Below are 24,613 nucleotides of genomic sequence, written 5' to 3'. Positions count from 1 at the left end.
ATGGTACTGCAGAGATGTGGGAGAGTAGGTCGACGCCAACCTTTAAAGAGTCTTATTCCATTAAGGAGTGAGACTCTTTTTTTTTGCTGTAAACTTAAGGTGACCGGAAATTTAAAACAGCTACCCACACCGAGCTATCAGGCCATAGCGATAGAACCTAATGGGTAAATTTAGGATAGCACTTGCCTGGCCCTATTGCAATACAGAAGGTATAACAAAATCTAATTATAAGGTGCGTTAATTTGTAATAGTCTAAAACCACTCCCATGTATGTTTTCAATGGACAAATCAGCATCGGCTTTTAAGTATTTTCTAAGCTTTGTAATGTATACATCCATACTTCGTGTCGTGTAAAAGTTATCATCACCCCAAATGCTTTTTAAGGCCGTTTCACGAGGTAGAATCTGATTGATATTTTCAGCTAAAAGTTTTAATAATTCTGCTTCTTTGGGAGACAGTTTCTGCTCAATATTGTCAATACTTAAAATTCTAAGGTTTGAATCAAAACTAAATTTACCTATCGAAAATACTGTTTTATATGAGGATGAATTACCATTGTTTCTGGTTAAGATCGCCTTTATCTTATAAATTAATAATTCAGAATCGAATGGTTTGGTTATATAATCATCGGCACCTATGCGATATCCTTGAATGATATCTTCTTTAAGTGTTTTAGCAGTTAAGAATATTATTGGCATATCCGCATTTTTGAGTTTTATTTCTTTTGCTAATGTGAAGCCATCCATTTCTGGCATCATAACATCTAAAATGCAAATGTCGAAATGATGTGATGTAAATGCTTTAAGACCTTCTACACCATTAATGCATAAGGTTACTTTAAAATCTGAAATTTCCAGGTAATTTTTCATTACTGCACCAAAATTGGTTTCGTCTTCGACAAGTAATATTCTAATTGGTTCTGCCATTATATTTTACTTAGAGGTAAGGATAACTTTATACTTGTACCCTGACCAGGTTTACTTTCAACATCAATTGATCCGTTATGACGATCAATTACTAACTTCACATAGCTTAATCCCAAACCAAATCCTTTAACACTATGAATATTTCCTGTTTCGGCACGAAAAAATTTCTTAAATATTCTTTTTACTGTTTTTGAACTCATTCCTATTCCCGAATCTTTAATTGTAATGAATAGGAATTCATTATTATTCTCTGTGCTAATTTCAATTTTAGGCTCTTCATTCGAGTATTTGATAGCGTTATCGAATAAATTAAAAAGAACATTTAGAAAATGAACTTCATCAACATCAGTAATATCATTAATGGCATTAAGAGTAGTTTTTAAATTGCCGTTTTTCTCATCAATTTGCAATTGGATATGCTCAGCAGCTTTTTGAATGATTTCATTCAAATGACAGGCCTGTAGGTTTAGTTTTAATTCATGTTTTCCGAATAGTGATAGTTGAAGAATGTTTTCGACCTGTTTGTTCATTCTAAAATTTTCATCTTTAATGATGCCAGTAAAATATCTGATTCTATCAGGATTACCTATTACTTTTGGATTATTGATAGAATCGGATGCCAGGCCAATTGTAGCAATTGGAGTTTTAAATTCATGAGTAATATTATTGATGAAATCTGATTTGATGTCACTAATGCGTTTTTGCTTTAGGATTAAAAATACTGCGTTGACAAATGTTACAACAATGAAAATTGTGAATATTCCTGATAAAATAAGAAGTGGAAATATTGATTTGTAGATCAGGCTAAATCTATCGATAAAATCGAGGGATAAAATCTGATTGGTGAATACTATATCGTTAGGAAATAAATTGATTTTATATTCCGAGTTTTTTAAGATTTCATTATAACTGCTATCCGAAGAATGAATTAGATGTAGAGGCTCACCCGTAAAAATTGCGAAATTGAAATCGGAATCAATATTATAATTTTTAAGCTCAGAATTGATTAAGTTAGGGAGTTGTTCAAAATCTATTCTTTCATCAATGGAAACATCCTTGTTTTTGAACTCATACATTACTTTGCTGAAGATGTTTTCAATATGCTTTTCCTTTCGCTTTGCTCTTATAATGGTATCTCTGGTTTCTAAATGAATATCTATTTTGAAAGCTGAGTCCATTTTATGTCTGGGATGCCATAGGTTAAGATTTGCAGATTTGGATTGCATCACAATTACCTGGGAATCGGAATCTATCTTATAGGAAGTTTTCCCATTGATCGTTTTTCCTGTTTTAATTTTGATCACATTTTGACCAATTTTTTCTCCCGATTCAAGAAAGTGTTTGAATTCTCGGACTTCAATATTCTCATGAGAATTATTTGGTAAACCCTTTGTGAGAAATATTACATCTTCGCTCTTTTCAAGCTTGTCAACAATTTTATGAAGGGCTTTATTGATATTGGAATCAAAGGTTCTTTCTTCAATCGAGATTGCATTCCTTATCCAAAGAATTTGCACTGCAATAATTCCAAGTAAGGAAATACTCATTAAAATGATTAAACCTGTAATTAGCTTTTTATTCATGTGCCTTTGTAATTGCATTTGAAGATACATTACAAATTTACAATCTGCAAAGAATGAAGGTGGTTAAGGTCTCCCTAATAATCCTTAAAGAAAAGTTAAAGCATAAAAAAAGGGACTATAAAAGTCCCATGTCCTTAATTCGTTCTAAATCATCTGGTGTATCAATTCCAATTGATTCATGTTCGGTAATATCTGTTTGAATCCAATATCCATTTTCTAGCCAGCGAAGTTGTTCCAACGATTCTGAAAGTTCCAAACTACTTTGTTCTATTTGGGTAATTTCTTGTAGCACATCTTTTTTGTATGCATACATTCCAATGTGTTTGTAGAATGTTCCATTGTTTAGCCAATCCTCTTTTTCAACACCTCTTTGATAAGGAATTGGAGATCGACTAAAATAAAGAGCCTTCTGTTCATTACTAATTACAGCCTTCACCTTATTCGGGTCGAATATATCTTCCTGACTTGAGATTTGTTTTACCAGTGTAGCAATTTGAGTATTCGGAGAATCAAAACATGCTTTTATCGATTCAATTTGTTCAGGTTGAATGAATGGCTCATCTCCTTGAATATTGATCACAACATCATATTCTTTCTGATTCGATTTAGAAATTGTAGCAACAGCCTCAGCAATTCGATCTGTTCCACTCTGGTGATCAGTAGATGTCATTACCACATTTCCACCGAATTTTTCTACTGCGGTTTTAATTCTATCGTCATCCGTAGCAACCCAAACTTCATCAATTGCCAATAAAGTTTGTTCATAAACTCGTTGAATCATTGTTTTGCCATGAATATCGGCTAAAGGTTTTCCAGGGAATCTGGTTGAAGCATATCTAGCTGGAATAATTCCTATGAATCTCATTTACTTTTTTGTTATAAATTATTTAGGCAAAGTAAATAAAAATTCAGAACCTTCGTTCAATTTACTTTTGGCCATTATTTCTCCACCATGACCGTTAACGATTTTTTTTGCGATAGCTAATCCCAATCCTGTGCTGCTTTCGTTGGCAGTTGTTTTGGCACTTGTGGTTCCGAATTCGGTGAAAAGTTTCGATAATTCGGATTCAGGAATTCCAACACCCTGATCTTTAACACTGATTTCGAAATTAGTCGAATGATCTTTAATCTCAACCGTTATGGTAGTATGAGGAGTCGAATATTTAATGGCATTGCTCAATAAATTGTGAAGTACTTGCTCAATTTTACTTTTGTCAAGACTCACTGTGGAATCTTTTAATTTAACCGTGTTGATAATGTTGATGTTCTTTTTTCTGGCAAACACTTTATTGATTTTTATAACATCCATTACAATTTGAGAAATGTTTTCCTGATTCTTATCCAAACGAAGTTTACCTCTTTCGATATTCGAGATATCGAGTAATTCGTTTAGCAACTGAAGGGAAAATTGACTACTATCTTTTATAAGTGTAAGTAATTCTTCTTTTTCATTATCAGGAAATTCATTTCCAGAGTCTAACAAGATTTCTGAAAATGAATTAATTGCTCCAATCGGATTTCTTAAATCATGAGCAGCTATTCCAAGAAATTTAGATTTTTGCTCATTCAAACTTTTTAGTGTTTCATTTTGCTCTTCTAATCTTCTTTTTTGTTTTTCGAGCTCGGTATGGTCATCTACAATTATTAGGGTATATTTTTTTCCATGGAATTGAATGAATTTTGTGGAGTATAGAAAATGCTTGGAATCTTTAGTTTGTGAGGTATAAAAATCTCGGCTTAATTTATTTCTATAAGTTGGTACTTTCTCAGACATTGTCTTGAGAATATCTTTACGAAGTTTACACTTTGAACAAAAACTAGTAGTACCACAATCTTTTTCTTCTTCAATTGCGAAGACACAACCTAATGCATTACCGCAAAGTTCTCCTACAATTTGATCCTCTCTTTTTTGAAAAAGAATGGAAAATGAATCGTTTACATTTTCAATTTTAGCTGATTGATCGACAATGAAAAGAGCAGAGGTAATATTATCAAATAAAATATTTAAGAATTCATTTGATTCTTTAAGGTTTTCAAGTTGTAAAGCCATCGTACTAGTATTTGTAATCCAATTATAAGCTTATTACGTTTCGATGTAAAAAAGGATACTAAAATTAACATTCTTTAGGGATATTCAGAATGATTGTAGATTAAACTAAAAGTAAAAAATTGTAATTTTGTCAGGTAGTATGAAAAAATTTCATGCTGTACATTTTAATTTCAAGAATTGAGATTTGATGGAAGTACAAAAAATAAAACAAAGATTCGGAATAATTGGTAATTCTTACGCTTTGAATCGTGCGATCGATATTGCGGTTCAGGTTGCACCTACCGATTTGTCTGTGCTAATTACAGGTGAAAGTGGAACGGGTAAAGAAGTGTTTCCTCAAATTATTCATCAGTTCAGTTCAAGAAAGCATGCACCATACATAGCAGTAAACTGTGGAGCAATTCCTGAAGGGACAATAGATTCAGAGTTGTTTGGTCATGAGAAAGGAGCTTTTACAGGTGCCTTATCCGACCGAAAAGGATATTTTGAAGTAGCTGATAAAGGAACTATTTTCCTGGATGAGATTGGTGAATTACCTTTATCAACACAAGTTAGATTGTTACGTGTTTTGGAAACAGGAGAATTCATAAAAGTTGGTTCTTCAAAGGTGCTAAAAACCAATGTAAGAGTGGTTGCTGCAACCAATGTAAACATTCCAAAATCGGTAAAAGATGGTAAGTTTCGTGAAGATTTGTATTATCGATTGAATACAGTTCCTATTTCAATGCCGCCTTTGCGAGAACGTCAGGATGATATTCACTTGTTGTTTCGAAAATTTGCGCAGGATTTTGCAGAAAAATACAGAATGCCACCGCTAAGGTTAGATGAAGGTGCTCAGCAAATGTTGAAATCATATCGTTGGCCTGGTAACATTCGACAATTAAAGAATATTACCGAGCAGATTTCTATTATAGAGAAGGAAAGGCAGATTAATGCTGAAAATTTGCAGACTTATCTTCCAATGAACGATGAGCATAGGTTACCTGCGCTTTATACCGAACACAAAAAGCAAGAACAAAGTTTTTCATCAGAAAGAGAAATACTGTATCAGGTACTGTTCGATATGAAAAAAGACATGTCGGATTTAAAAAAGTTGGTATTTGATTTAATGCAAAAGGGTGGTGATTCAGCAGATTTGCAAAAAGATAATGCAATGATGATTCGCAAATTGTACGAAGATCAAGAAATGGACATCGTACAGCATCAGCCTGTAAAGCAGCCGATGGTAAATATTTCTACTCCTGATGATTCAGTAATTCAAGATACTGAAGTTTTTGTTGAAGAATCATTATCCTTGGAAGAAAAAGAGATTGAGTTGATTAAAAAAGCTTTGGATAAACACAATGGTAAGCGTAAATATGCAGCTCAAGATCTAGGAATATCTGAGAGAACATTGTATCGTAAAATCAAAGAGTACGATATTGGTTAATTATTATAAATTATTGCTATTTTTATTTTTCATATATGAAGTTTATTAAAGTATTTGTTTTAAGCCTTTGTGTTGCTGTTTTAGCCGTGGCTTGTAAGGTTTCTTATTCGTTTACAGGAGGAACATTGTCTGAGCATGTTAAGACTTTTTCGGTGCAGTATTTTCCGAATCGTGCTCCGTTGGTAAATCCAAATTTAAGTAATCGATTTACGGAAGAATTAAAGGAGAAATTTAGAAGTCAGACTTCTTTGGATGAAATTGTTGATGGAGAAGGTCATCTTAATTTCGAAGGCGAAATTACAGGTTATAGAACTCAGGCATTGGATATTAAAGCTGGTGAAATTGCAGCTACAAACCGATTAACTGTTACCATTAAAGTGCGATTTACCAACGAAATTGAAAGTGAAAATGACTTTGACAAGAGTTTCTCTGCGTTTGCTGATTATGACAGTATGGATCAGTTGACAGATGTTGAAGAAACACTTCTTAATGATATTTTAGAGCAAATTATTGATGATATTTACAACGAAGCTGTTGTAAACTGGTAATGATTATGGAGCAAAGCAGAATACAAGATTGGGTTAAGGATTCAAAAACAATGGATAAATACAGCCACAGAGAATTAAAATATCTGGTGGAAAAATATCCATTTTTCGAAGTAGCTCATTTGTTACTGCTTAAAAATCTTAATGATAGCCAGAGTATTCGATTCAAGGAAGAATTAAGAAATTCATCGCTTTACATATCCGATAGAAGGCAACTGTATTTGCTTTTAAATGATAGATTGAATTTGGTTCCGTTTGAAAAGACAGAATCAGTGGAGATGGTCAAAGAAGAAGAAACTACTTTGGAAGTTAAAAGTGCAAGTCTTCAAGAAGCTGTTACGGATAAAAGAGCAAAAGAACCTGCAAATGATGAACTTTTTGAACTATCTGCTGAAGTAAGTATCGTTGAAAACGAAGAGAAGGAAATTCTTTCAGATACGGATCATTTTGCCGGTGATGAAATTCTGGAATTGAATGAGCTAGGAGTTGAACCAATAGAGATGGAATCTAAACCTGAAGAAGAGAATACACAGGAAAAATCGGAATCTGATTTATTGGTGGCGGCAACCGAAGTATATCATATCGGTTATGGTGGTAATTTATATACATTAAGAGAGAACGAAGATCAAGAAGAAGAGAAATCGAAAGACGAGAATCATAGTTTTACGGATTGGATGGAGGTTGTGGATAAGGGTGAAGAAATATCAAAACCTGAGTCTGAAAAATCAGCAAAACCTAAGAAGAAAAGTCTTGATCTTATTGATAATTTCATCCAAAATGAGCCATCAATTCAGCGAAATATTAAAGTAGCTGATAGACAAGAGGATATTTCTGTGGATAGTGTGCGTGAAAATGACAGTTTTATGAGCGAAACTTTAGCATCTATATATGTGAAACAGAGGTTGTTTGATAAAGCGATTGCTGTTTATCGTAAATTAGAGTTGAAAAATCCCGAAAAAAACGTTTACTTTGCGAGTCAGATTGAGAAAATAGAAAAATTAAAAAATAGTAAATAAATAAGTATGTATACCTTTGTTTCAGTATTGATTTTGATTGTTTGTGTACTTCTAATCTTAATTGTGTTAGTACAAAACTCAAAAGGAGGTGGATTAGCGTCTAACTTTTCATCTTCGAACCAAATTATGGGAGTTAAGAAAACTACCGATTTTCTTGAAAAAGCTACTTGGACTCTTGCAGGAGGGCTTTTATTCCTTTGTCTTGTAGCTGCAGTTACTATTCCTCGCGAAGAAATTCGTGAAGATAAGTCTCAAATTGAACAACAACTAAACGAGACTGAAACTACTCCTGAAATGCCAGCATTCCCAACTGATGCTGCTGCAACTGAACAGGATACAGCAAAATAGAAAAAGAAATTTTCTTACAATATAGAAATGTCAGTATGTCATACATGCTGACATTTTTTTTATGCCTATATGTTATTGTAATTCAGTATATTTATTCTTTCTATGTACAATTGCTGAGATTCTTTACAATCAATTCGGAAATATTGACAATGAAATTGATTTGGCACAGATTGTGAAAGAAAAGAATCCGTAAAATTGATAATAATAATCTTAAATATTTTGAAAAATGGCAGAATTGAAAGGTAAAATTCTTGCAGGAAAGATTTTAGTTGAGCCAGTAGCAGCAGAAGAAAAAACTGTTAGTGGAATTATTATTCCTGACTCTGCAAAAGAGAAACCATTACAGGGAAAAGTTGTTTTGGTTGGAGCAGACAAAAAAGATGAACCAATGGAAATTAAAACAGGCGATACAGTTATCTACGGTAAGTATTCGGGAACTGAATTGAATGTCGAAGGAGAAGACTATTTGCTAATGTCTCAAACTGATGTTTTATACATTGCTTAATTGGTAATCAATTTTCAAAATTAATTAGAAATGGCTAAAGAAATTAAATTTAATATTGAAGCTCGTGACCTTTTAAAGAAAGGTGTTGACGAGTTGGCAGATGCAGTAAAAGTAACCTTGGGACCTAAAGGTAGAAACGTGGTAATCGATCGTAAATTTGGTGCACCACACATCACTAAGGATGGTGTTAGCGTTGCTAAGGAAATCGAATTGTCTGATCCAGCAGCTAACATGGGTGCTCAAATGGTAAAAGAAGTTGCTTCTAAAACTGGTGATGATGCTGGTGATGGTACAACTACTGCTACTGTATTGGCTCAGTCGATTGTAAATGTAGGTTTGAAAAACGTTACTGCAGGTGCAAATCCAATGGATTTGAAGCGTGGTATCGATAAGGCTGTAGCTGCTGTTGTAGCTAACATTAAAGAGCAATCACAGATTGTTGGTGAAGATTTCGATAAAATTCAGCAGGTAGCGCAGATTTCTGCAAACAATGATAAGAAAATTGGAGATTTAATTGCAGATGCCTTTAAAGCGGTAACCAAAGAAGGTGTAATTACTGTTGAAGAAGCAAAAGGAACCGAAACTCACGTTAAAGTAGTAGAAGGTATGCAGTTCGACAGAGGATACATTTCTCCTTACTTCATTACTGATGGCGATAAAATGGAAGCTGACCTGGAGAATCCATTTATTTTGTTGTATGATAAGAAAGTATCTACAATGAAAGAATTAATGCCGGTATTAGAGCCAGCTGCTCAGGCAGGTCGTCCGTTGATGATTATTGCTGAAGATGTAGAAGGCGAAGCATTGGCTACTTTGGTTGTAAATCGATTGAGAGGTTCATTGAAAGTTGCTGCTGTTAAAGCTCCAGGTTTTGGTGACAGAAGAAAAGAGATGTTGGAAGATATCGCTATCCTAACTGGTGGTGTGGTGATTTCTGAAGAGAAAGGAATCAAGTTAGAGCAAGCTACTTTAGAAATGCTTGGTCAGGCTGAAAAAATTACTATCGATAAGGAAAATACTACTATCGTAAACGGTGTTGGCGATAAGGCTGCTATTGATGCTCGTGTTGCAAATATCAAAACTTTAATCGGTAACTCTACTTCTGATTACGATAAGGAAAAGCTTCAGGAAAGATTGGCTAAATTGGCTGGTGGTGTTGCTGTACTATACGTAGGTGCTGCTTCTGAAGTTGAAATGAAAGAGAAGAAAGATCGTGTTGATGATGCATTGTCAGCAACTCGCGCTGCTGTTGAAGAAGGAATCGTTCCTGGTGGTGGTGTAGCTTATATCCGTGCTACTGCAGCTTTAGAAGGCCTTAAAGGCGATAACGAGGATGAAACTACAGGTATCGAAATTGTGAAGCGTGCTATCGAGGAGCCATTGCGTCAGATTGTTGCTAATGCAGGTGGCGAAGGTGCTGTTGTAGTTGATAAAGTAAAAGCTGGCGAAGGTGACTTCGGTTATAACGCTCGTTTGGATGTTTACCAAAACTTATTCGAAACTGGAGTTATTGATCCAGCGAAAGTATCTCGTGTAGCTTTGGAAAATGCTGCTTCAATTGCAGGTATGTTCTTAACTACTGAGTGTGTTTTGATCGATGAGCCAGAAGAAGCTCCAGCTATGCCAGCTGCTCCAATGGGCGGTGGTATGCCAGGTATGATGTAAGAAATTACAGCATTCTATATATTACAAAAGCGGCCTTGTGCCGCTTTTTTTATTGCCTGTTCAAAATTGGTTTTGGAATTAAATGTTCTTTGATCAATTGTTTATGAAGCTTTCGACAGATGTTATTGTACAAGGAATATTTGCCATCCCAGGTTGTACCCGATGAATCAAATCTACCAGCCCAAATTGTTTCATGAGTTTTGGCATCAATTAGGTAAGTAAAAAATACTCCTCGTGGGCGCTCTTTAGTTTCTATTCTTCCGTTACAATCGCTTTCAATTGATTGTTTATAGTAAAAATTGGATTGTTGAATTATTAAGATGGCATTACTTTCCAATTCTGATAAGGTTTTATTGAATTGATCGTAATCAATATTCTTATTTACCGAGAATATATCCTGAGAAAACTTTACTTGTAATCTGTTGTTGTCGAAATTGTTAATTACTTTCCTTTTCATCAGCCTGCGAACAGCAATTGCACTAAAATCATTCATCTGCTTCATAATTTGATCGTTATATGATTCTTCATTGAACTCCCTGAAATTAATGGGATCGAAAATACTAACAACAAATATTCGGTTGTAATATTTCTGTGATTTTGTGATTTTTTCAGAAGACAAATATGAACTGGCGCAGCCACTCATAAATAAAGCAATGCAAATGATAAAAAAATATTTCATGTGGTTTGATTTTAGGGGTTTCTATAAATAAGACACCTAAGGAAAGCTTTTCACTTATAATTAAGATGTTAAAATTGGTATTGATATCTAAAAAAAAATAAAATCTGTTGTTGGGGGCTTATTGTAGAATTTGAATTTCGTCTTGTTTGTATGGAATATATATTTAAGCCAAAATATAATACAGTTACTTAGAATTGATTTAAAAAACGAAGTGTGACTATCTAAATAGTTGTATGACTATAAAAATAGTCATATATTAGCAGCATGAAAGAATTAACTAAGGCAGAAGAACAGATTATGCAATACCTATGGAAGCTTGAAAAAGCTTTCTTAAAGGATATTATTGAAGAGTTTCCACAGCCAAGACCCGCATATACAACCATATCAACTGTGGTTAGAGTTTTAGTAAAAAAAGGTTTTATAGGTTTTGAAACCTTCGGAAAGGTGAATCAATACTATCCTTTAGTGAGTAAGAAAGTGTATACTCGTGATTTTATGAAAGGAATGATTAAAAGTTTCTTCAACGACTCGGTTGGAGGATTTACCTCATTCTTTGCCAAAGAGCAAGATTTATCGCTTTCGCAATTAGAAGAAATGAAATCATTAATTGAAGAGCAAATAAAAAGTAAGAAAGAAAATGATTGAGTTTATCCAATATTTAATTGAAAGCTCAGTATGTATGGCTGCCTTTTATCTTCTGTACAAAATCTTTTTGGCAAGAGATACTTTTGTGATGCGTAATCGAATCTATCTACTTTTTTCGGTTCTTATTTCTTTGCTAATTCCCATTTTTTCATTCACCATTAATCAGGAACCAACTGCCATTGTAAATCAATTTGCATTGGATCCGGTTTATGAGTTCAAAACCGATTTGGTTGGAGGAATAGAAGTTGTGAAGGAATCTTTTCAGATTGAAACCATAGTAGTTTTATTTTTGGTTTATCTTTTGGGAGTTGTGTTTTCATTTGTTCGCATAAGCAAACATTTAATCAGAATCTTAAAAACGATTTCTGCCAATGAAATTGAAGTAAAGCAAAATTTTAAAATTGTATCTGTTCAGGAAAATACTTCGCCTTATTCTTTCTTTCGATATGTTTTTCTGAATCCTCGGTTAACAAGTGAATCTGATCAAAAACACATTCTTCTGCATGAATCGGTGCACGTTAAGCAAAATCACACAATAGATTTAATATTTGTTGAGATTGTAAAAGTACTGATGTGGTTTAATCCTTTCATTTATTTTATTCAGCGTTCCTTAATTGAAATGCATGAATATTTAGCAGATAGAGCTTGTATTAATTCGGGGAATGATAGAATAGAATATCAGAATACACTGGTACGAAACATCGAAGATCGTATGAATTTCGCTCTAACCAGTGCTTTCAATTCATCATTAACATTAAAGAGAATTAAAATGATCAAAAAAATAAAAAACTCCAATTTATCGAATTTTAAATTGCTTGCAGTAATTCCGGTAATATGTCTTTCCATTCTTTGTTTTGGATTTAAAGAGATTCATATGGAAAAATCAACACTTCTAAGTGTAACAAAATCTGACTATAAATTTCCAATTGAACCAGGTAAAAGTGTTAATATTACTTCGGTATACGGGAAACGAATGCATCCAGTTCATAAGAAGGTGAAGTTCCACAGAGGAGTTGATGTTGCTGCTCCAATGGGAACGCCAATTTATGCGGTTGCAGATGGAGATGTGAAAAAAGTCAATTTACAATTCACGAAAGGTAAAGGCTATGGTCGTTTCATTATTATCGATCATGCCAATGGAATTTCCAGCCTGTATTCACAAATGGCTTCTTATTCGGTGAAAGAGGGAGAGAAAGTGAAGAAAGGTGATAAAATTGGAACTGTGGGAAGTTCGGGAATTTCTACCGGACCTCATTTGCATTTCGAATTTAAAAAAGATGGAGAATATGTAGACCCAATGAAGTACTTGAGTCCACAAATTGAAGAATAAAAGAGAAGGGGGATTTACTGAATCCCCTTACTTTCTATTTTTATTTATTTTTTCCATAATAACATCTTGTACCGGGCGATTTTCAATTTTTGCATCCAACCATGAAATTAAATCCAAATACAAGAATGCTCTCTTCTCATAAGGATCGTTCACCCACTTTTTAAGATCTCTTCTTGATTTTATTAGTTCATCTTTCAATTGATCTGGACTAATTGAGCTGAGCTTTCGTAAGAATCGTAGAATGTATTTTTGTACCTCTTGTAAGTCATCCATTTTGGCCAAAAAGCGATAGGTAGAACGAATTTGATACTCGAGCAATTCCGTATTTTCCAGTTCGTAATGACTGATTAGGTTTAGAATTCTTCCAAAGCAATGAATATCTCCACGCAGTGAAGTATCTCTCACATCCGAAATGCGATTTAAATATTTAATAGCCTCGCGATATTGTCCATTCCCAAAGTACAAACAGGCTATTTTATAATAGAAAATTAGTGCTCTGTGATTATCCATCCCCATTTTGTTTTCTTCAAGAAAACTCTCAATTTTTGGAACCAAGTGTAAGCCCTTATCAAAAGTTCCTTCCATAAAGTGGCGATTGATTCTATGCACAAATAAAAACATGTGCAGCAAAATATTCAAGTTGGAATTGTGTTTGAATTGATCTTCTTTTTCCAATTTTCTTAGCAATCGCAAGTGTTTCTTAAAATTGCTTACATGATTGGTATAGAAAAGAGCTACCAGCACATTATTTAATCCTTTTAGGTATAAATCCATATGGATGTTAATCATTTCAGGATTTAGTAGGAATAAGTCAACCCATTTCTTAGCATATTTGTAGCACATTAAAAAATCTTGAATGATCAAATAATACCATACATAGGATTGGAACAGGTATAATTTCTCGAAAAAACTCAGGTTTTCAATATCATGTGGGATCAAATTGGTATTGAAAAACTCCTTTACCATTAAAAGATCTTTTTCGTTTCGCACATAACCAACTTTCAGATATAACCCATACAGACGAATGGACATGTTTGAAAAATACACTATACCATCCATCATTTTACTGATTTCAGTGGCTTCTCTTGTAATCTCTTCAGCTCTGTTTTCTATGCTTTTGGTAACATATTGTGATTCGATTAACTTTTCGAACTGAATGATCTCATAAACCAAGATATTTTTCTTGTTTTTGCGAGCCAAAGTTTTGGTTTTATCCAGTATTCTTAAACTTTGCTGGTAAAGGCCTTTGTTGTATAAAACCTTGGCATGATCAATCTGTTCACGAATGCTAATACTGATATCGTGATTGATTTGAGTTAATCTTAAGCTGGTAAGCAATTGTTTATACAGGTGAGCCTTTAAATTTGGCAACTGCGATTGCTTTATGTCTTTCGCCTTTTTTAGAATAATGGTTTCGTTGTATTCATCTATTTTATCCAAAACATCAAAAAGCTGCAAAAACTTAGTCTCTTTATCGCTACTAATTCTGTTTGCATACAGCTTAAAATTTCGTTTCTCAGATTTCGAAATCGATTTAATTAATTGAAACAGAGGGTCTATTTGTTGTTTAGGCATTGTAATGGAAGTATAAGTTAACTATTTGGTAAACAGTACGATTTATAAATTTCATTTTGTTTGAACTTCGTAGATTGTATTGAAAAACGATTTTCAAAAACTCGCTATCGAGCGTACTTTTGAAATATCAAATCAAGAGAATGATAGAGTAAAAACAATCTTGGAACGGAACATGAATACAACAAATCTGTTATCAAAATTAATAAAATCCGATAAACTTGAAACAGTTAAAGGATTAAATCAAGCTCTTGAATGTATTGGAGTTGATCAGGATTCAAAAAAAATGAATCAAAATCAGGTTAATGAAATTAAAGGTTTTATTATTCAAAAATTTACTGATTTGGTTGATCTAAAAGGCTTGGTAGAATCGATTAAAGATTCAGTAAGCGTTGAAGAACTGGAACGTTTTAAACGCGAGATAAGCTTAAAAATGGACAATACTTATAGTATTACCCAAGCTCCTGTTTACGGGAAACGTATAGAAACACTAAAGAGTTGTTTCGAAGAAGTTTCCGGTGATAGCGTACTTTGAAACCATTTGTAATTGTTAACTCAATTACTTCAGACAGTGAGCTAGAAGCACTATCCCCCTTGTGCTTTTAAGGATCTGACTATTAACCAACATGAAGAAGCTAAGTTGTGACGGTAAAGCGATGAAAAATTGATTTCTTTTTGGCTTGTTTGTATAACAAATAAACCAATCCGTTAGAATTAGTAGTTTAAAAGTAAGTTAGGTGTGATTATACTTTTTTAAGAAACATTCAATGTTTTATCAGAACACTTAGATTCTTCTTGTTACCAATTTTGACCATCTTTTTGATTATGTTTTAATATTTAGTTGTGATTACCGGGTTAGATTCATAGTCTAACCCGGTATTTTTTTGCCTTAACCGAATTTGGTTACGTCATTAGCTTGGTATAGATGCCAAGTCTATAACACTTCATACGATTAAATTGTAATTTTAAAGTACAGTCTAATTGATGATGGAACCGATTCTGTATATACACTAATGCTATTAATTTGACTTAAAGGAACTCTTTCGAACGATTCGTAGGTTAAGTTTTCTTTATTCATAACATTGTGCAAAAGAATACCAATTTCGGATTTGATTTTTTTGTGAGAGAACTTATAAATTAAAGCTGCATCTAGTCTTTGGTAGTCAGGCTCTGAATTGATGTTGTTATAGCCTGAATATATCGGAAATCCAGAACCATAAATATAATTTGCTGATAGATAAAATGGCTTTAAAGCCAGTAAACCTGCAGTTTTAATTTCATGTCTCTGATCATGTAAGGCTCTTAAGTATTCTCCTTCCTCTCTGAAATAATCAAAGTTTTCGGTTGTTTTGCTTAGGGAGTAGGAAACCCAGAAAGTATGTTCTCCAAAGTCTTTTTTTGCAAAGAAGTCGAGACCCACACTTTTACTTTTACCAAGCGAAATGTTTCCTTGATTCCTCCATCGGTAATATCTTGTATGTCCATCTGTTCTTTTGTGGTAGGCTTCAACACTGAAAGTAAAACCATTTTTATGATACGAGCCACCAATAATATTGTGAACAGATTCTAAAACGGGTACAGTTTCTTCGTCGGCACCAACCCAAATGTATCTGTATTTCCCAGATTTACTCAATACCGAACTTTTTGAGATAAACTGTTTATAAAGTCCCCAAGCTCCATTAAACGATAGTTCATCGGTAATTTTAAAGCTCATTGATATTCTTGGTTCCCAGTATAGTTTTTCCAAGTTAATTGGATAGTTTACTTGAAAACCTGCTTTAATAGTTACCCCATTGCTTATATTTAAGATGTTTTGAAAATACCCACCAATTTTATCCAGTTTCGAATCCAAATGTAGAATATTTATTCCAAGAGAGTCTTCTTTTAGGTCCACTGCATCATTTGTATACTGCAAACCGGTTTCAATAATTTGATCTTCATTTAAAACAAATCGATTTTGGAATTTTGTGCTGTACTCGCAAATGTTGTTATATGATCTGTCATCTCTGCGAACATTCATCTCAGTAAAACGAATACGTTCAATAACCGTTTGTTCCGTTGTATTTCGATCTAGTTCGGATCTGGAAACCGACAGGGAGCTTGAATTACCACTTTTCCATACCTTGCTGTATTTTAATGAACCACCATTTTGGTAACTTCCTTCAAAATTATGCTTTCGCGAGGCAGCTAATAATTCATTAGAAATATCGTAGGAATACCTGTCTTCACCAGCCATTATGCTGATGTTTAACTGATCTCCATTATTCCATTTTGTTGAAAATTTTAGATTTGCATCTCGAAACCGATAGTTGGGAGTTACGTCCAAATCTACGTATTCAGGAATAGTACCTTCTATTTCATCGGTATTTACATTAGAAGTGGCATATTTGATTTGGTCATCTTTAAACAATGGGTAATAGGTATGACGAAATGCAAGTAAAAGAGATGATTTTTTACCAATAGGTTGTTCATAAGAACCACTTGCTGTGATGTTATTTAAAGCCAAATTAATACTTGGTTTCACTTTGTTCCCATCTTTCCCTGTTATGTGTACAATACCACCAACTCGTTCACCATATCTGGCATCGAAACCACCTTTTAATACTTCTATATTTTTAACTACCAAAGGATTTACAGCACCAATATCCTCATAATAGTTTTTTAGTCCCCACAAGGTGATATCATCAAAAAGTACTTGACTTTCTCCTTCATATGATCCCCAAATTATCAGATAATCCTTTTGTTCGCCGGCAGCAAGAATTCCAGGTTGTAAGCGTAAGAGCTCAAAAACAGAGTTGTCGTTGTTGGTTGGCAAAAAACCTGCAATTTTGTGGTTCAATTTTAGGTTACCAGCCTGGTTGCTTTCTTTAATAAAGGTTTGTACAATTTTGTCGGTAACCGTAATTTCTTCCAAATCGGTACTTGCAGATGTCAACAGAAATTTGTGGGCTTTATCGTAGCTAACAATGGTATCGTGAATAAAATATCCCAAATGCGAAGCCAATATTCTAAATGTACTATCGGTAGTTGATGTAAACGAAAAATTCCCAAGCTCGTCGGTAGCCATGGGATGATCATTAATGGTGATATGTGAAAAGGGAAGAGGTTCCAGGTTTTCTTTATCGAGAATTTGCCCTAGAATTCTGTATTGAAAAATTTTCTCTTCGGGATAGATAATGTAAACATTATTTGATATCTCGTAGTTTAAAGGGAATTTCCTTAGTAAATATATTATTGCACTTTCTTTATTGGAAAAACTTTTATTGATACTAACATTATAACTTGCCAATAAGTCGGTGTCATAAGAAAACTGGTAATTGTACCGGTCTCTTAGTTCAATTAAAATATCATTTAAAGCTTTATTGGTAGCTTTAATTTCTACTTTTTGAGCAAGTGAGGTCGTAATTACTAATCCGAAAAAAAATATAAGGGCGATATATTTTTTCACTTATTGGTTGTTTGAGGTTATAATATAATTTTTGCGAGAACCTTTAACAAATTCAAGTCCGTGTGCCTTGCAAACTTTGTATAGAACATCATCAACTGACATTCCTTTTCCAAAATTCCCTGTATAAGGCTTATTAAATTTACCTTTTTCTACAATATGAATATCATATTGTAACTCAATTTCTTTAAAAACATCTTTTAAAGGGGTTGCATTGAATAAAAAGAAATGGTTGCGCCATAAAACTTTATCTTTTGCCTTTTCATCCTTAAATACCTCAAGCTTGCCATTTTTATTTAGGAAAGCATGATCATTTGGCAAAAGTAGAATTTTGTCGGCAGTAAGGGTTGATACCACCTTTACTTTTCCGGTATAGCAAGTCACTTTGTAGTCATTCCCTCTTGCGTAAATATTAAAACTTGTTCCCAAAATGAATGTTTTACCATACTTCGATTCAATCTCGAATTTACTTCCTTTGGTAATATCGAAAAATGCTTCGCCTTTGAATTTTACTTTTCGAGAAAAGTTCCACATATATGGTTTATAGCTAATGCTTGAGTTTGCGTTCAACTCTACCTTCGAATTGTCAGGTAAAGTAACACTCATATGCTTTCCTTTTGGACAATAAGTAGTGCTGGTATAAAAGTATGTAAATCCTGCAGATCCTAACAATAAAAGGATACAAGCAGCCGCCGCATACTTTATCCACGAAAGTGATATGACTTTTGCTTTTGGTTTTTGAACAGTGGTCATTGCCGAAAGTTCTTTCCAAACCTCTTCTTTTGACTTTGAGTAAGTCACATCAATTTTCGGAAGTGAATTGATGAAATCCATTTCCGAACCAGGGGTAATATTTTGATTATTTTCTTTCATTATCTTCCTAAAGCATTTCTTAAATACGACAATGCATGTGTCATTCTTTTTTCTACAGCTTTAACGCTGAGTTCCAGTCTATCTGCTATCTCCTGGTATTTTAGTCCTTCGTTGCGACTCATCAGAAATACTGTTCTTTGCTTTTCTGATAAGCAGCTTAGGGCCAATTCATATTTATTTTTTAGCTCTTCGTATTGCATTTGTTCTTCCGGCGAGTTTTTATCGACTGATGGCTCCAATTTTGCCAAATATTTCTGAGCTACTTTGTCTCTTCGGTATTTGCTGATAAAAATATCGCTGGCAATTTTATACAATAATGATTTATTGGGCTTTTCTTCGTAGGGTAAATTTTTCTCCCATACTTTCATAAAGCTTTCCTGTGCTATGTCAGTAGCTAACTCTTCATCACCCGAACGGTAGTAAATATAGTTTCGGATGCTATCGAAGTGCTTGTCAAATAAGATCTTAAATTCTTCTTGTGTCAAGGCTAGAGGATTGATTTAGGTAAAAATAATGGTTTTGTGTGAATTTAGGGTGCAGGGCAATCAAATACTTTCCTGCACCCTTCAGCATTTTTAACCTGATTATTTTTTAGTTGTCACCGTTCTTTTTGTTTCTTTTGTGCTTACCAATCTCTACTGTTTCAGTTACTTCTTCTCCTTCTGGAGTTGTGTAGGTATATGTAGCTATATTGTCACATTCACCATCACCATAATCGAATTTGGCAAACTCTTCTCCATTTTGTGAGTAGATCACTGTTCCTTGAACAATTAACCTACAAGTTCCAATTCTAATTAAAGGATTTTCTTCATCAATTTGTTTGGTATATTCATTTTGTTCCGTATCAACGCAAGTTACCTTTCCTGTAATCTGAATTTTATCATCATCTAAAATCCATTTGGTATCTAAACCTGCAATCCACTCTCTGGTTCTTTCGGCCACTCGGATTAATTCAGTTCCATCAGGATAGGTAAAAGTAATGTCACTAGTGATTTCCCATTTTTTGGTAACTCCTCGTTCACCTGTAAATTCAATTCGTTTGGTTCCGTTAATCTCAACCGAATCAATTACCAAATCCATTGTAATTTCTCGTACTGCACCATTGGTCCAAGGAGCTGCTGTCATTACAATTTTAATAACACCATCAATAATTTTGTCATTATTATACAGTTCTATTGAATCATATTCAATTGTAATTGTCATAGGGAATCTACCATCTTCTCCAAATTCAATAGAAATGTCTGGCATTTTTTCGCCTTTGTAACGCTGCCATTCTCTTGCAAAATTACCATAGTAATTGTGGGTTCCTTGTTTCGTACTCGTTGTAGGTTCAGTATATTCACTTTCCATGAAAGAGAAAAGGTCTACTTCATAATCAGCAACTTCCATTATGCTTTCCGATGCTTCTTCCGTTGTGATTACCGTTTCGATATCGTTGTTCAATACAACTTGGTCTTCAGGCTTAATTTCTTCAACATCATCATGATTGTCGCAAGAAAAAAGCGACATTGCCAATCCAGCTAGTAATATAAATGATAGTTTTTTCATTTTGATATTTTTTAGTTTCTATATGATCCCGATTTTTTTCGGGATTAGCATTCGCAAATAATCATTCTTAAATATTAGGAGTGAACAATTATGTGCTCAAACTAGTTTTGTAATGGTAAAATTTATAATTCTAAAGTTTAATTTTTTGAGCTCATTTACTTCTGAACCGATATTTTAGATTTTTACCCTACCCAAAAATAATTTTTATAACAAATTGATTAGTAATACAGTGATAAGTTTCTAGTGAAATTACAGGAAAATTTATCATATTTTAGGGTTACTTTTCGATGGATAACAGAACTAATGTGTATATTCAATAATCATAAATTGGATAACTTTATGAAGAAAAATACGATTACACTCCTGTCGGTTTTGTCTACTTTATTATCGGCTTTAGGTTTATACTTAATACTAAAAGTTTTATTTGGAGCTGATGTTGTATTCTTAATATTGGGTTTGATAGTAATTAGTTCCGGACAAAGTTTAATGTTTATTAGTTCAAGATTTAAAAAGAAATTAAAATAGAAAAAAGTTCGATGATGAAAAAAATAGAATTATCAAAAAAGAATTTAACGTATTTGTTGTGGTTTATGGCGCTAGTTGGAATTTTTGTATTTGAATTTGGTGAGAAAGTAGGAGCATATTTAGCACAGTGATTTCTCTTTTCAGCATTTTGAAAAGAGTGTGTAAATCACCAAAACCAATTTCGAGACCAAGTATTATTATTTGAAAGCAGGAATACGATTTGCTTTTTAATTGTGCAAAAAAAGGACCCCAACTCGTGGCGTCCTTTCCAAACTAAAAGGGTGCAAATATTTTAATTTTTCCTTAATGATTCTACCCCGTCATTTGGCAATTTGTTACCTGTAAATTTTTCCCATACCCTGTATATTACCTTTCCCTTGTCTAGGGAACTATAGTATCTAGGGTATGGGAAATATTTATGTGGTTTGAATAAGACAATTGCTATGTTATGATTTTCTAGTTGAGAAAGTAAAAAACAATCATCATTGTAGGTAAAATTCCCAAAATTCCAAGGATTTGAATATCTTTGCGGATTCAATTAGGAATTTATAATTACCAATTGCGAATAGAACCAAAAAGCTTTCGTAATTTGTGATATACAATTCGTAATTTCTAATTCGTAATTCGTAATTGACAATGAAGAACATTCGAAATTTTTGCATCATAGCCCACATCGACCATGGTAAATCTACTTTGGCCGATCGTTTACTTGACGTTACCAACACCATTACCGACCGCCAAAAGCAGGCGCAGGTACTAGATGATATGGATTTGGAGCGCGAGCGTGGGATTACCATCAAGAGTCATGCAATCCAAATGGATTATATGCAAGATGGTGAAAAGTATACCTTAAACCTGATTGACACACCGGGTCACGTTGACTTCTCATACGAGGTGTCAAGATCGATTGCTGCCTGCGAGGGAGCATTGTTGATTGTTGATGCTACCCAGGGAATTCAGGCACAAACCATATCTAATCTTTACTTGGCAATCGAAAATGATTTGGAAATTATTCCGGTCTTGAACAAGATTGACTTGCCAAATGCAAATCCTGAAGATGTGAAAGATCAGATTGTGGATTTATTGGGATGTGACGAGAGCGAGATTTTGGCAGCCAGTGGAAAAACCGGAGAGGGAGTTCCTGATATTTTGGAAGCCATTGTTGAGCGTGTTCCTGCTCCGGAAGGAAATCCTGATGCACCATTGCAAGCTTTGATTTTCGACTCGGAATACAATTCGTTCCGTGGTATCATTACCTACATCCGTATTTTGAATGGAGAAATTAGCAAAGGTGATTTGGTAAAATTTGTGAATACCGAGAAGGAATATCAGGCCGATGAAATTGGTGTGCTACGATTGACTCAGGAACCAAGAAAGGTTCTGAAAACGGGTGATGTAGGTTATATTATTTCAGGTATCAAGACATCAACCGAGGTAAAGGTAGGGGATACCATTACGCATAAAGCGAATCCTTGCGATGCAGCCATTGAAGGTTTTGAGGAAGTAAAACCAATGGTATTTGCCGGGGTTTACCCAATCGATTCGGAAGATTATGAAGATTTGCGTGCAGCAATGGAAAAATTGAAGTTGAATGATGCTTCATTGACTTTTGAGCCGGAATCATCATTGGCACTTGGTTTTGGTTTTCGTTGTGGATTCCTTGGACTATTGCACATGGAAATTGTACAGGAACGTTTGGATCGTGAGTTCGATATGAACGTAATTACAACGGTTCCTAACGTATCGTATATTGCACACACCAACAAAGGCGATGAGTTCGAGATGCACAATCCGTCGGATATGCCAGATCCAAATGCATTGGATTTTATCGAAGAGCCTTTTATTCGAGCTCAGATTATCTCCAAATCGGAGTTTGTTGGTCCGTTGATGACACTTTGTATGAGCAAACGTGGTATCATGACCAATCAGCAATATTTGACCAGCGACAGGGTAGAGCTTACTTACGAAATGCCATTGGGTGAGATTGTATTCGATTTCTACGATAAGTTAAAGAGTATTTCGAAAGGTTATGCTTCTTTCGATTATTTCCAGATTGGATTCCGCCCTGCTAAATTGGTGAAACTGGATATTTTGTTGAATGGTGAAGGTGTGGATGCACTTTCTACTTTAATTCACTTCGATAATGCACAGGCATTTGGTAGAAGAATGTGTGAGAAGCTGAAAGAACTGATTCCAAGACAGCAGTTCGATATTGCCATTCAAGGGGCAATTGGAGCCAAAATTATTTCTCGTGAAACCGTTAAGGCTGTTCGTAAAGATGTAACCGCAAAGTGTTATGGTGGTGATATCACGCGTAAGCGTAAACTTCTTGAAAAGCAGAAAAAAGGGAAGAAGCGTATGAAACAGGTAGGTAACGTAGAAGTACCACAAAAAGCTTTCCTTGCGGTTCTTAAGTTAGACTAAGCAATGATATATGATAGTTATGAATTATAAATTCTGACTTCTAAAATATTTGAAGAGCTGTTCGATTTTTCGGGCAGCTTTTTTTCTGAAAGCCTACAAAATCTTAATGAAATTGATAACGGTACTCTGTACCTTAATATTTGTTAATTATCAAGCTATCTATAAATATCAAGGTGCTCCGCACCTAGGTGATACTCAGTTAAATTCATGAGAAAAGCAGCAGAACTGCGTAATATTTGTAGTTTGATCATCTAAGTGACTACTTAGGTGCAGAACACTGTAAATTTCATTTTTGTTGGTGTTTTCCCTTTAATCATTAATGTTTTTTACTTCAAGTCCTAAAAGAGCTTATAATATAATGTCGAGCGCAATAAGTTTTACAGCTTGGGGCTTGTAGCTGAAAGCTGACTGCAGATAGCTATTTTAACCTTTCCTTAACTCTTTTTAGCTAAAGCTTAACTGCCTTTTTTTCAGTTGTATGATAATTTTGAATGTAGATAATTCAAGTCAAATTTAAATACAATGGTTATGAAACGATTTAGACTCTTACTAAGCCTGTGCTGTGCAGTTTTGCTTGTGTCTCAAGTTACTTTTGCTCAAGAAAAGGGTAAGAAAAAGGAAAAACATGAGGTTCATGTGAAGGTAAAAGTGATTGAAGACGGAAAAGAAACGGTTATTGATACGATTTTCCACGAGCACAAAGATCATGATGAGATCATGAAAATTATAGAATTAAAGGGTGTGCCGGATTCTTTAATGAGAAAGCATATGGTTTGGTACTCTGGTGATGATAAAAAGCATGGAAAGCACTCCAAAAAGATCGAGAGCTTTGTTTTTAGTGTAGATTCTACTTTTGATGGTGATGCAATAAAAATGATGAAGAAATTTAAGTTCTCGGATGAGGATGGGAATTTTATTTTCCACTCAGGCGATTCTTGTATTTCTAAAGACATCCATATTGAAATGCTTAAAGGAGGTAAACACAAATTGAAAGTGCTTCCATTTCATGGGAAAAAAGCGGAAAAAATTATCATCATTCAAGATTCAGATGATGTTGAAATTACTGATGAGGATGGTGTGAAAATCATTAAAATAAAGAGTTCAGGCAAAGACAATGTTTGGATTGAAAAGCATGGAGAACACGAAGTGGAAGTTGAGCTTACCGTTGAGGAGAAGGATGGAAAGAAGGTGAAAAAGATTAAAAGAAAGAAATCGAAGAAACAAAAGGAGTAGTTTCTTCCTCTCATAATCAAAAAAAGCTCTGTATGATTTATAGTGGGTGATTCATGAAATTATATAGCTTATAAGTAAAAAATAATCTACTTTGTTCGTGTGGGATTGTCGGGCATTGGAAGGACAAGCTTCTTATCCGTAGAAAACATTTAGAGAGACGGGGAAGCTTCGTCCCGAAATAGAATTTGTAAGCATTTGGGAGCCAAATGCAACAAAATTCATAATCGGGAGAGAAGATCACCCTCCCGATGCTTCGGGAAATTTAATGTTTT

Annotated in this window: 22 protein-coding genes; 12 read left to right on the top strand and 10 right to left on the bottom strand. The window is 34.1% G+C overall.

Annotated elements, in window-relative coordinates:
* Positions 1 to 221: 221 nt before the first annotated feature.
* From BXY64_RS20220 to BXY64_RS20205, 4 genes are all read right to left on the bottom strand, one after another.
* Entirely contained in the window at positions 222 to 926 is a 705-nt protein-coding gene (locus BXY64_RS20220; protein WP_120241777.1) for a response regulator transcription factor, read from the bottom strand.
* Positions 926 to 2,509: a sensor histidine kinase gene (locus tag BXY64_RS20215; protein ID WP_170150718.1), complete on the bottom strand. Its 1,584-nt coding sequence runs from the start codon at positions 2,507 to 2,509 to the stop codon at positions 926 to 928. The genes BXY64_RS20220 and BXY64_RS20215 overlap by 1 nt, the downstream gene beginning before the upstream one ends.
* Positions 2,510 to 2,624: 115 nt before the next feature.
* The gene (gene kdsB / locus BXY64_RS20210) at positions 2,625 to 3,374 is read right to left on the bottom strand and encodes a 3-deoxy-manno-octulosonate cytidylyltransferase (RefSeq protein WP_120241775.1); all 750 of its coding nucleotides are present in this window, start codon (positions 3,372 to 3,374) and stop codon (positions 2,625 to 2,627) included.
* Positions 3,375 to 3,392: 18 nt separating this feature from the next.
* Positions 3,393 to 4,559, bottom strand: coding sequence for a sensor histidine kinase (locus BXY64_RS20205; RefSeq protein ID WP_120241774.1), 1,167 nt, complete (start codon positions 4,557 to 4,559; stop codon positions 3,393 to 3,395).
* A 187-nt stretch (positions 4,560 to 4,746) separates the two neighbouring features.
* Here BXY64_RS20205 and BXY64_RS20200 point away from each other — a divergent pair, with 187 nt between their 5' ends.
* From BXY64_RS20200 to groL, 6 genes are all read left to right on the top strand, one after another.
* A complete protein-coding gene (locus tag BXY64_RS20200; RefSeq protein WP_211334565.1) occupies positions 4,747 to 5,988 on the top strand; it encodes a sigma-54 interaction domain-containing protein in 1,242 nt (413 codons plus the stop codon).
* A gap of 35 nt (positions 5,989 to 6,023) precedes the next feature.
* Entirely contained in the window at positions 6,024 to 6,536 is a 513-nt protein-coding gene (locus BXY64_RS20195; protein ID WP_120241772.1) for an LptE family protein, read from the top strand.
* A gap of 5 nt (positions 6,537 to 6,541) precedes the next feature.
* Positions 6,542 to 7,549 (top strand): hypothetical protein, encoded by a 1,008-nt coding sequence (locus BXY64_RS20190; protein WP_147376058.1) that lies wholly within the window; start codon positions 6,542 to 6,544, stop codon positions 7,547 to 7,549.
* 6 nt (positions 7,550 to 7,555) lie between these two features.
* A complete protein-coding gene (gene secG, locus BXY64_RS20185; protein WP_120241770.1) occupies positions 7,556 to 7,897 on the top strand; it encodes a preprotein translocase subunit SecG in 342 nt (113 codons plus the stop codon).
* A 226-nt stretch (positions 7,898 to 8,123) separates the two neighbouring features.
* Complete coding sequence (locus BXY64_RS20180) at positions 8,124 to 8,402, top strand: co-chaperone GroES (protein WP_120241769.1); 279 nt, start codon at positions 8,124 to 8,126, stop codon at positions 8,400 to 8,402.
* A 30-nt stretch (positions 8,403 to 8,432) separates the two neighbouring features.
* On the top strand, positions 8,433 to 10,067 hold the full coding sequence (groL, locus tag BXY64_RS20175; RefSeq protein ID WP_120241768.1) for a chaperonin GroEL: 1,635 nt from the start codon (positions 8,433 to 8,435) through the stop codon (positions 10,065 to 10,067).
* A gap of 49 nt (positions 10,068 to 10,116) precedes the next feature.
* Here groL and BXY64_RS20170 read toward each other — a convergent pair whose 3' ends face one another.
* Positions 10,117 to 10,746: a hypothetical protein gene (locus BXY64_RS20170; protein ID WP_147376057.1), complete on the bottom strand. Its 630-nt coding sequence runs from the start codon at positions 10,744 to 10,746 to the stop codon at positions 10,117 to 10,119.
* A gap of 264 nt (positions 10,747 to 11,010) precedes the next feature.
* On the opposite strand from BXY64_RS20170, the gene BXY64_RS20165 reads away from it, so the two are divergent.
* Both BXY64_RS20165 and BXY64_RS20160 read left to right on the top strand, forming a co-directional pair.
* Positions 11,011 to 11,391 carry a BlaI/MecI/CopY family transcriptional regulator gene (locus BXY64_RS20165; RefSeq protein WP_120241766.1) on the top strand — a complete coding sequence of 127 codons (381 nt, stop codon included), beginning with the start codon at positions 11,011 to 11,013 and terminating at the stop codon, positions 11,389 to 11,391.
* The gene (locus tag BXY64_RS20160; RefSeq protein WP_120241765.1) at positions 11,384 to 12,721 is read left to right on the top strand and encodes a M23/M56 family metallopeptidase; all 1,338 of its coding nucleotides are present in this window, start codon (positions 11,384 to 11,386) and stop codon (positions 12,719 to 12,721) included. The genes BXY64_RS20165 and BXY64_RS20160 overlap by 8 nt, the downstream gene beginning before the upstream one ends.
* 27 nt (positions 12,722 to 12,748) lie before the next feature.
* Here BXY64_RS20160 and BXY64_RS20155 read toward each other — a convergent pair whose 3' ends face one another.
* Positions 12,749 to 14,296, bottom strand: coding sequence for a hypothetical protein (locus BXY64_RS20155; protein ID WP_120241764.1), 1,548 nt, complete (start codon positions 14,294 to 14,296; stop codon positions 12,749 to 12,751).
* 172 nt (positions 14,297 to 14,468) lie between these two features.
* On the opposite strand from BXY64_RS20155, the gene BXY64_RS20150 reads away from it, so the two are divergent.
* On the top strand, positions 14,469 to 14,828 hold the full coding sequence (locus BXY64_RS20150; protein ID WP_147376056.1) for a hypothetical protein: 360 nt from the start codon (positions 14,469 to 14,471) through the stop codon (positions 14,826 to 14,828).
* Positions 14,829 to 15,245: 417 nt separating this feature from the next.
* Here BXY64_RS20150 and BXY64_RS20145 read toward each other — a convergent pair whose 3' ends face one another.
* The 4 genes from BXY64_RS20145 to BXY64_RS20130 all read right to left on the bottom strand — a co-directional run bounded on the left by BXY64_RS20145 (position 15,246) and on the right by BXY64_RS20130 (position 20,159).
* Positions 15,246 to 17,741, bottom strand: a complete 2,496-nt coding sequence (locus BXY64_RS20145) for a TonB-dependent receptor (RefSeq protein WP_120241762.1) — start codon at positions 17,739 to 17,741, stop codon at positions 15,246 to 15,248.
* On the bottom strand, positions 17,742 to 18,611 hold the full coding sequence (locus BXY64_RS20140) for a FecR family protein (protein ID WP_120241761.1): 870 nt from the start codon (positions 18,609 to 18,611) through the stop codon (positions 17,742 to 17,744).
* Positions 18,611 to 19,096 (bottom strand): RNA polymerase sigma factor, encoded by a 486-nt coding sequence (locus BXY64_RS20135; protein WP_120241760.1) that lies wholly within the window; start codon positions 19,094 to 19,096, stop codon positions 18,611 to 18,613. The genes BXY64_RS20140 and BXY64_RS20135 overlap by 1 nt, the downstream gene beginning before the upstream one ends.
* 106 nt (positions 19,097 to 19,202) lie before the next feature.
* Positions 19,203 to 20,159 (bottom strand): cupredoxin domain-containing protein, encoded by a 957-nt coding sequence (locus BXY64_RS20130; RefSeq protein ID WP_147376055.1) that lies wholly within the window; start codon positions 20,157 to 20,159, stop codon positions 19,203 to 19,205.
* A 339-nt stretch (positions 20,160 to 20,498) separates the two neighbouring features.
* On the opposite strand from BXY64_RS20130, the gene BXY64_RS21255 reads away from it, so the two are divergent.
* The 3 genes from BXY64_RS21255 to BXY64_RS20120 all read left to right on the top strand — a co-directional run bounded on the left by BXY64_RS21255 (position 20,499) and on the right by BXY64_RS20120 (position 24,341).
* Positions 20,499 to 20,684 carry a hypothetical protein gene (locus BXY64_RS21255; protein WP_147376054.1) on the top strand — a complete coding sequence of 62 codons (186 nt, stop codon included), beginning with the start codon at positions 20,499 to 20,501 and terminating at the stop codon, positions 20,682 to 20,684.
* A gap of 636 nt (positions 20,685 to 21,320) precedes the next feature.
* Positions 21,321 to 23,108, top strand: coding sequence for a translation elongation factor 4 (gene lepA / locus BXY64_RS20125; protein ID WP_120241758.1), 1,788 nt, complete (start codon positions 21,321 to 21,323; stop codon positions 23,106 to 23,108).
* 528 nt (positions 23,109 to 23,636) lie between these two features.
* Positions 23,637 to 24,341, top strand: a complete 705-nt coding sequence (locus tag BXY64_RS20120; RefSeq protein ID WP_147376053.1) for a hypothetical protein — start codon at positions 23,637 to 23,639, stop codon at positions 24,339 to 24,341.
* Positions 24,342 to 24,613: the final 272 nt, after the last annotated feature.

This window comes from Marinifilum flexuosum (assembly GCF_003610555.1).
Taxonomy (GTDB): Bacteria; Bacteroidota; Bacteroidia; order Bacteroidales; family Marinifilaceae; genus Marinifilum; species Marinifilum flexuosum.
The sequence above is the reverse complement of the archived record's forward strand: the minus strand, read 5'-3'. Positions and strand labels throughout refer to the sequence as shown.

Excerpts from the sequence above, each read along its gene's own strand:
- BXY64_RS20165 (WP_120241766.1), top strand. The coding sequence starts at position 11,011 with ATGAAAGAATTAACTAAGGCAGAAGAACAGATTATGCAATACCTATGG.
- BXY64_RS20120 (WP_147376053.1), top strand. The coding sequence starts at position 23,637 with ATGAAACGATTTAGACTCTTACTAAGCCTGTGCTGTGCAGTTTTGCTT.
- BXY64_RS20195 (WP_120241772.1), top strand. The coding sequence starts at position 6,024 with ATGAAGTTTATTAAAGTATTTGTTTTAAGCCTTTGTGTTGCTGTTTTA.
- BXY64_RS21255 (WP_147376054.1), top strand. The coding sequence starts at position 20,499 with ATGAAGAAAAATACGATTACACTCCTGTCGGTTTTGTCTACTTTATTA.
- secG (WP_120241770.1), top strand. The coding sequence starts at position 7,556 with ATGTATACCTTTGTTTCAGTATTGATTTTGATTGTTTGTGTACTTCTA.
- BXY64_RS20130 (WP_147376055.1), bottom strand. The coding sequence starts at position 20,159 with ATGAAAAAACTATCATTTATATTACTAGCTGGATTGGCAATGTCGCTT.
- BXY64_RS20220 (WP_120241777.1), bottom strand. The coding sequence starts at position 926 with ATGGCAGAACCAATTAGAATATTACTTGTCGAAGACGAAACCAATTTT.
- BXY64_RS20205 (WP_120241774.1), bottom strand. The coding sequence starts at position 4,559 with ATGGCTTTACAACTTGAAAACCTTAAAGAATCAAATGAATTCTTAAAT.
- BXY64_RS20155 (WP_120241764.1), bottom strand. The coding sequence starts at position 14,296 with ATGCCTAAACAACAAATAGACCCTCTGTTTCAATTAATTAAATCGATT.
- BXY64_RS20200 (WP_211334565.1), top strand. The coding sequence starts at position 4,747 with ATGGAAGTACAAAAAATAAAACAAAGATTCGGAATAATTGGTAATTCT.
- BXY64_RS20170 (WP_147376057.1), bottom strand. The coding sequence starts at position 10,746 with ATGAAATATTTTTTTATCATTTGCATTGCTTTATTTATGAGTGGCTGC.
- BXY64_RS20160 (WP_120241765.1), top strand. The coding sequence starts at position 11,384 with ATGATTGAGTTTATCCAATATTTAATTGAAAGCTCAGTATGTATGGCT.
- BXY64_RS20140 (WP_120241761.1), bottom strand. The coding sequence starts at position 18,611 with ATGAAAGAAAATAATCAAAATATTACCCCTGGTTCGGAAATGGATTTC.
- BXY64_RS20150 (WP_147376056.1), top strand. The coding sequence starts at position 14,469 with ATGAATACAACAAATCTGTTATCAAAATTAATAAAATCCGATAAACTT.
- BXY64_RS20190 (WP_147376058.1), top strand. The coding sequence starts at position 6,542 with ATGGAGCAAAGCAGAATACAAGATTGGGTTAAGGATTCAAAAACAATG.
- groL (WP_120241768.1), top strand. The coding sequence starts at position 8,433 with ATGGCTAAAGAAATTAAATTTAATATTGAAGCTCGTGACCTTTTAAAG.
- BXY64_RS20180 (WP_120241769.1), top strand. The coding sequence starts at position 8,124 with ATGGCAGAATTGAAAGGTAAAATTCTTGCAGGAAAGATTTTAGTTGAG.
- BXY64_RS20215 (WP_170150718.1), bottom strand. The coding sequence starts at position 2,509 with ATGAATAAAAAGCTAATTACAGGTTTAATCATTTTAATGAGTATTTCC.
- lepA (WP_120241758.1), top strand. The coding sequence starts at position 21,321 with ATGAAGAACATTCGAAATTTTTGCATCATAGCCCACATCGACCATGGT.
- kdsB (WP_120241775.1), bottom strand. The coding sequence starts at position 3,374 with ATGAGATTCATAGGAATTATTCCAGCTAGATATGCTTCAACCAGATTC.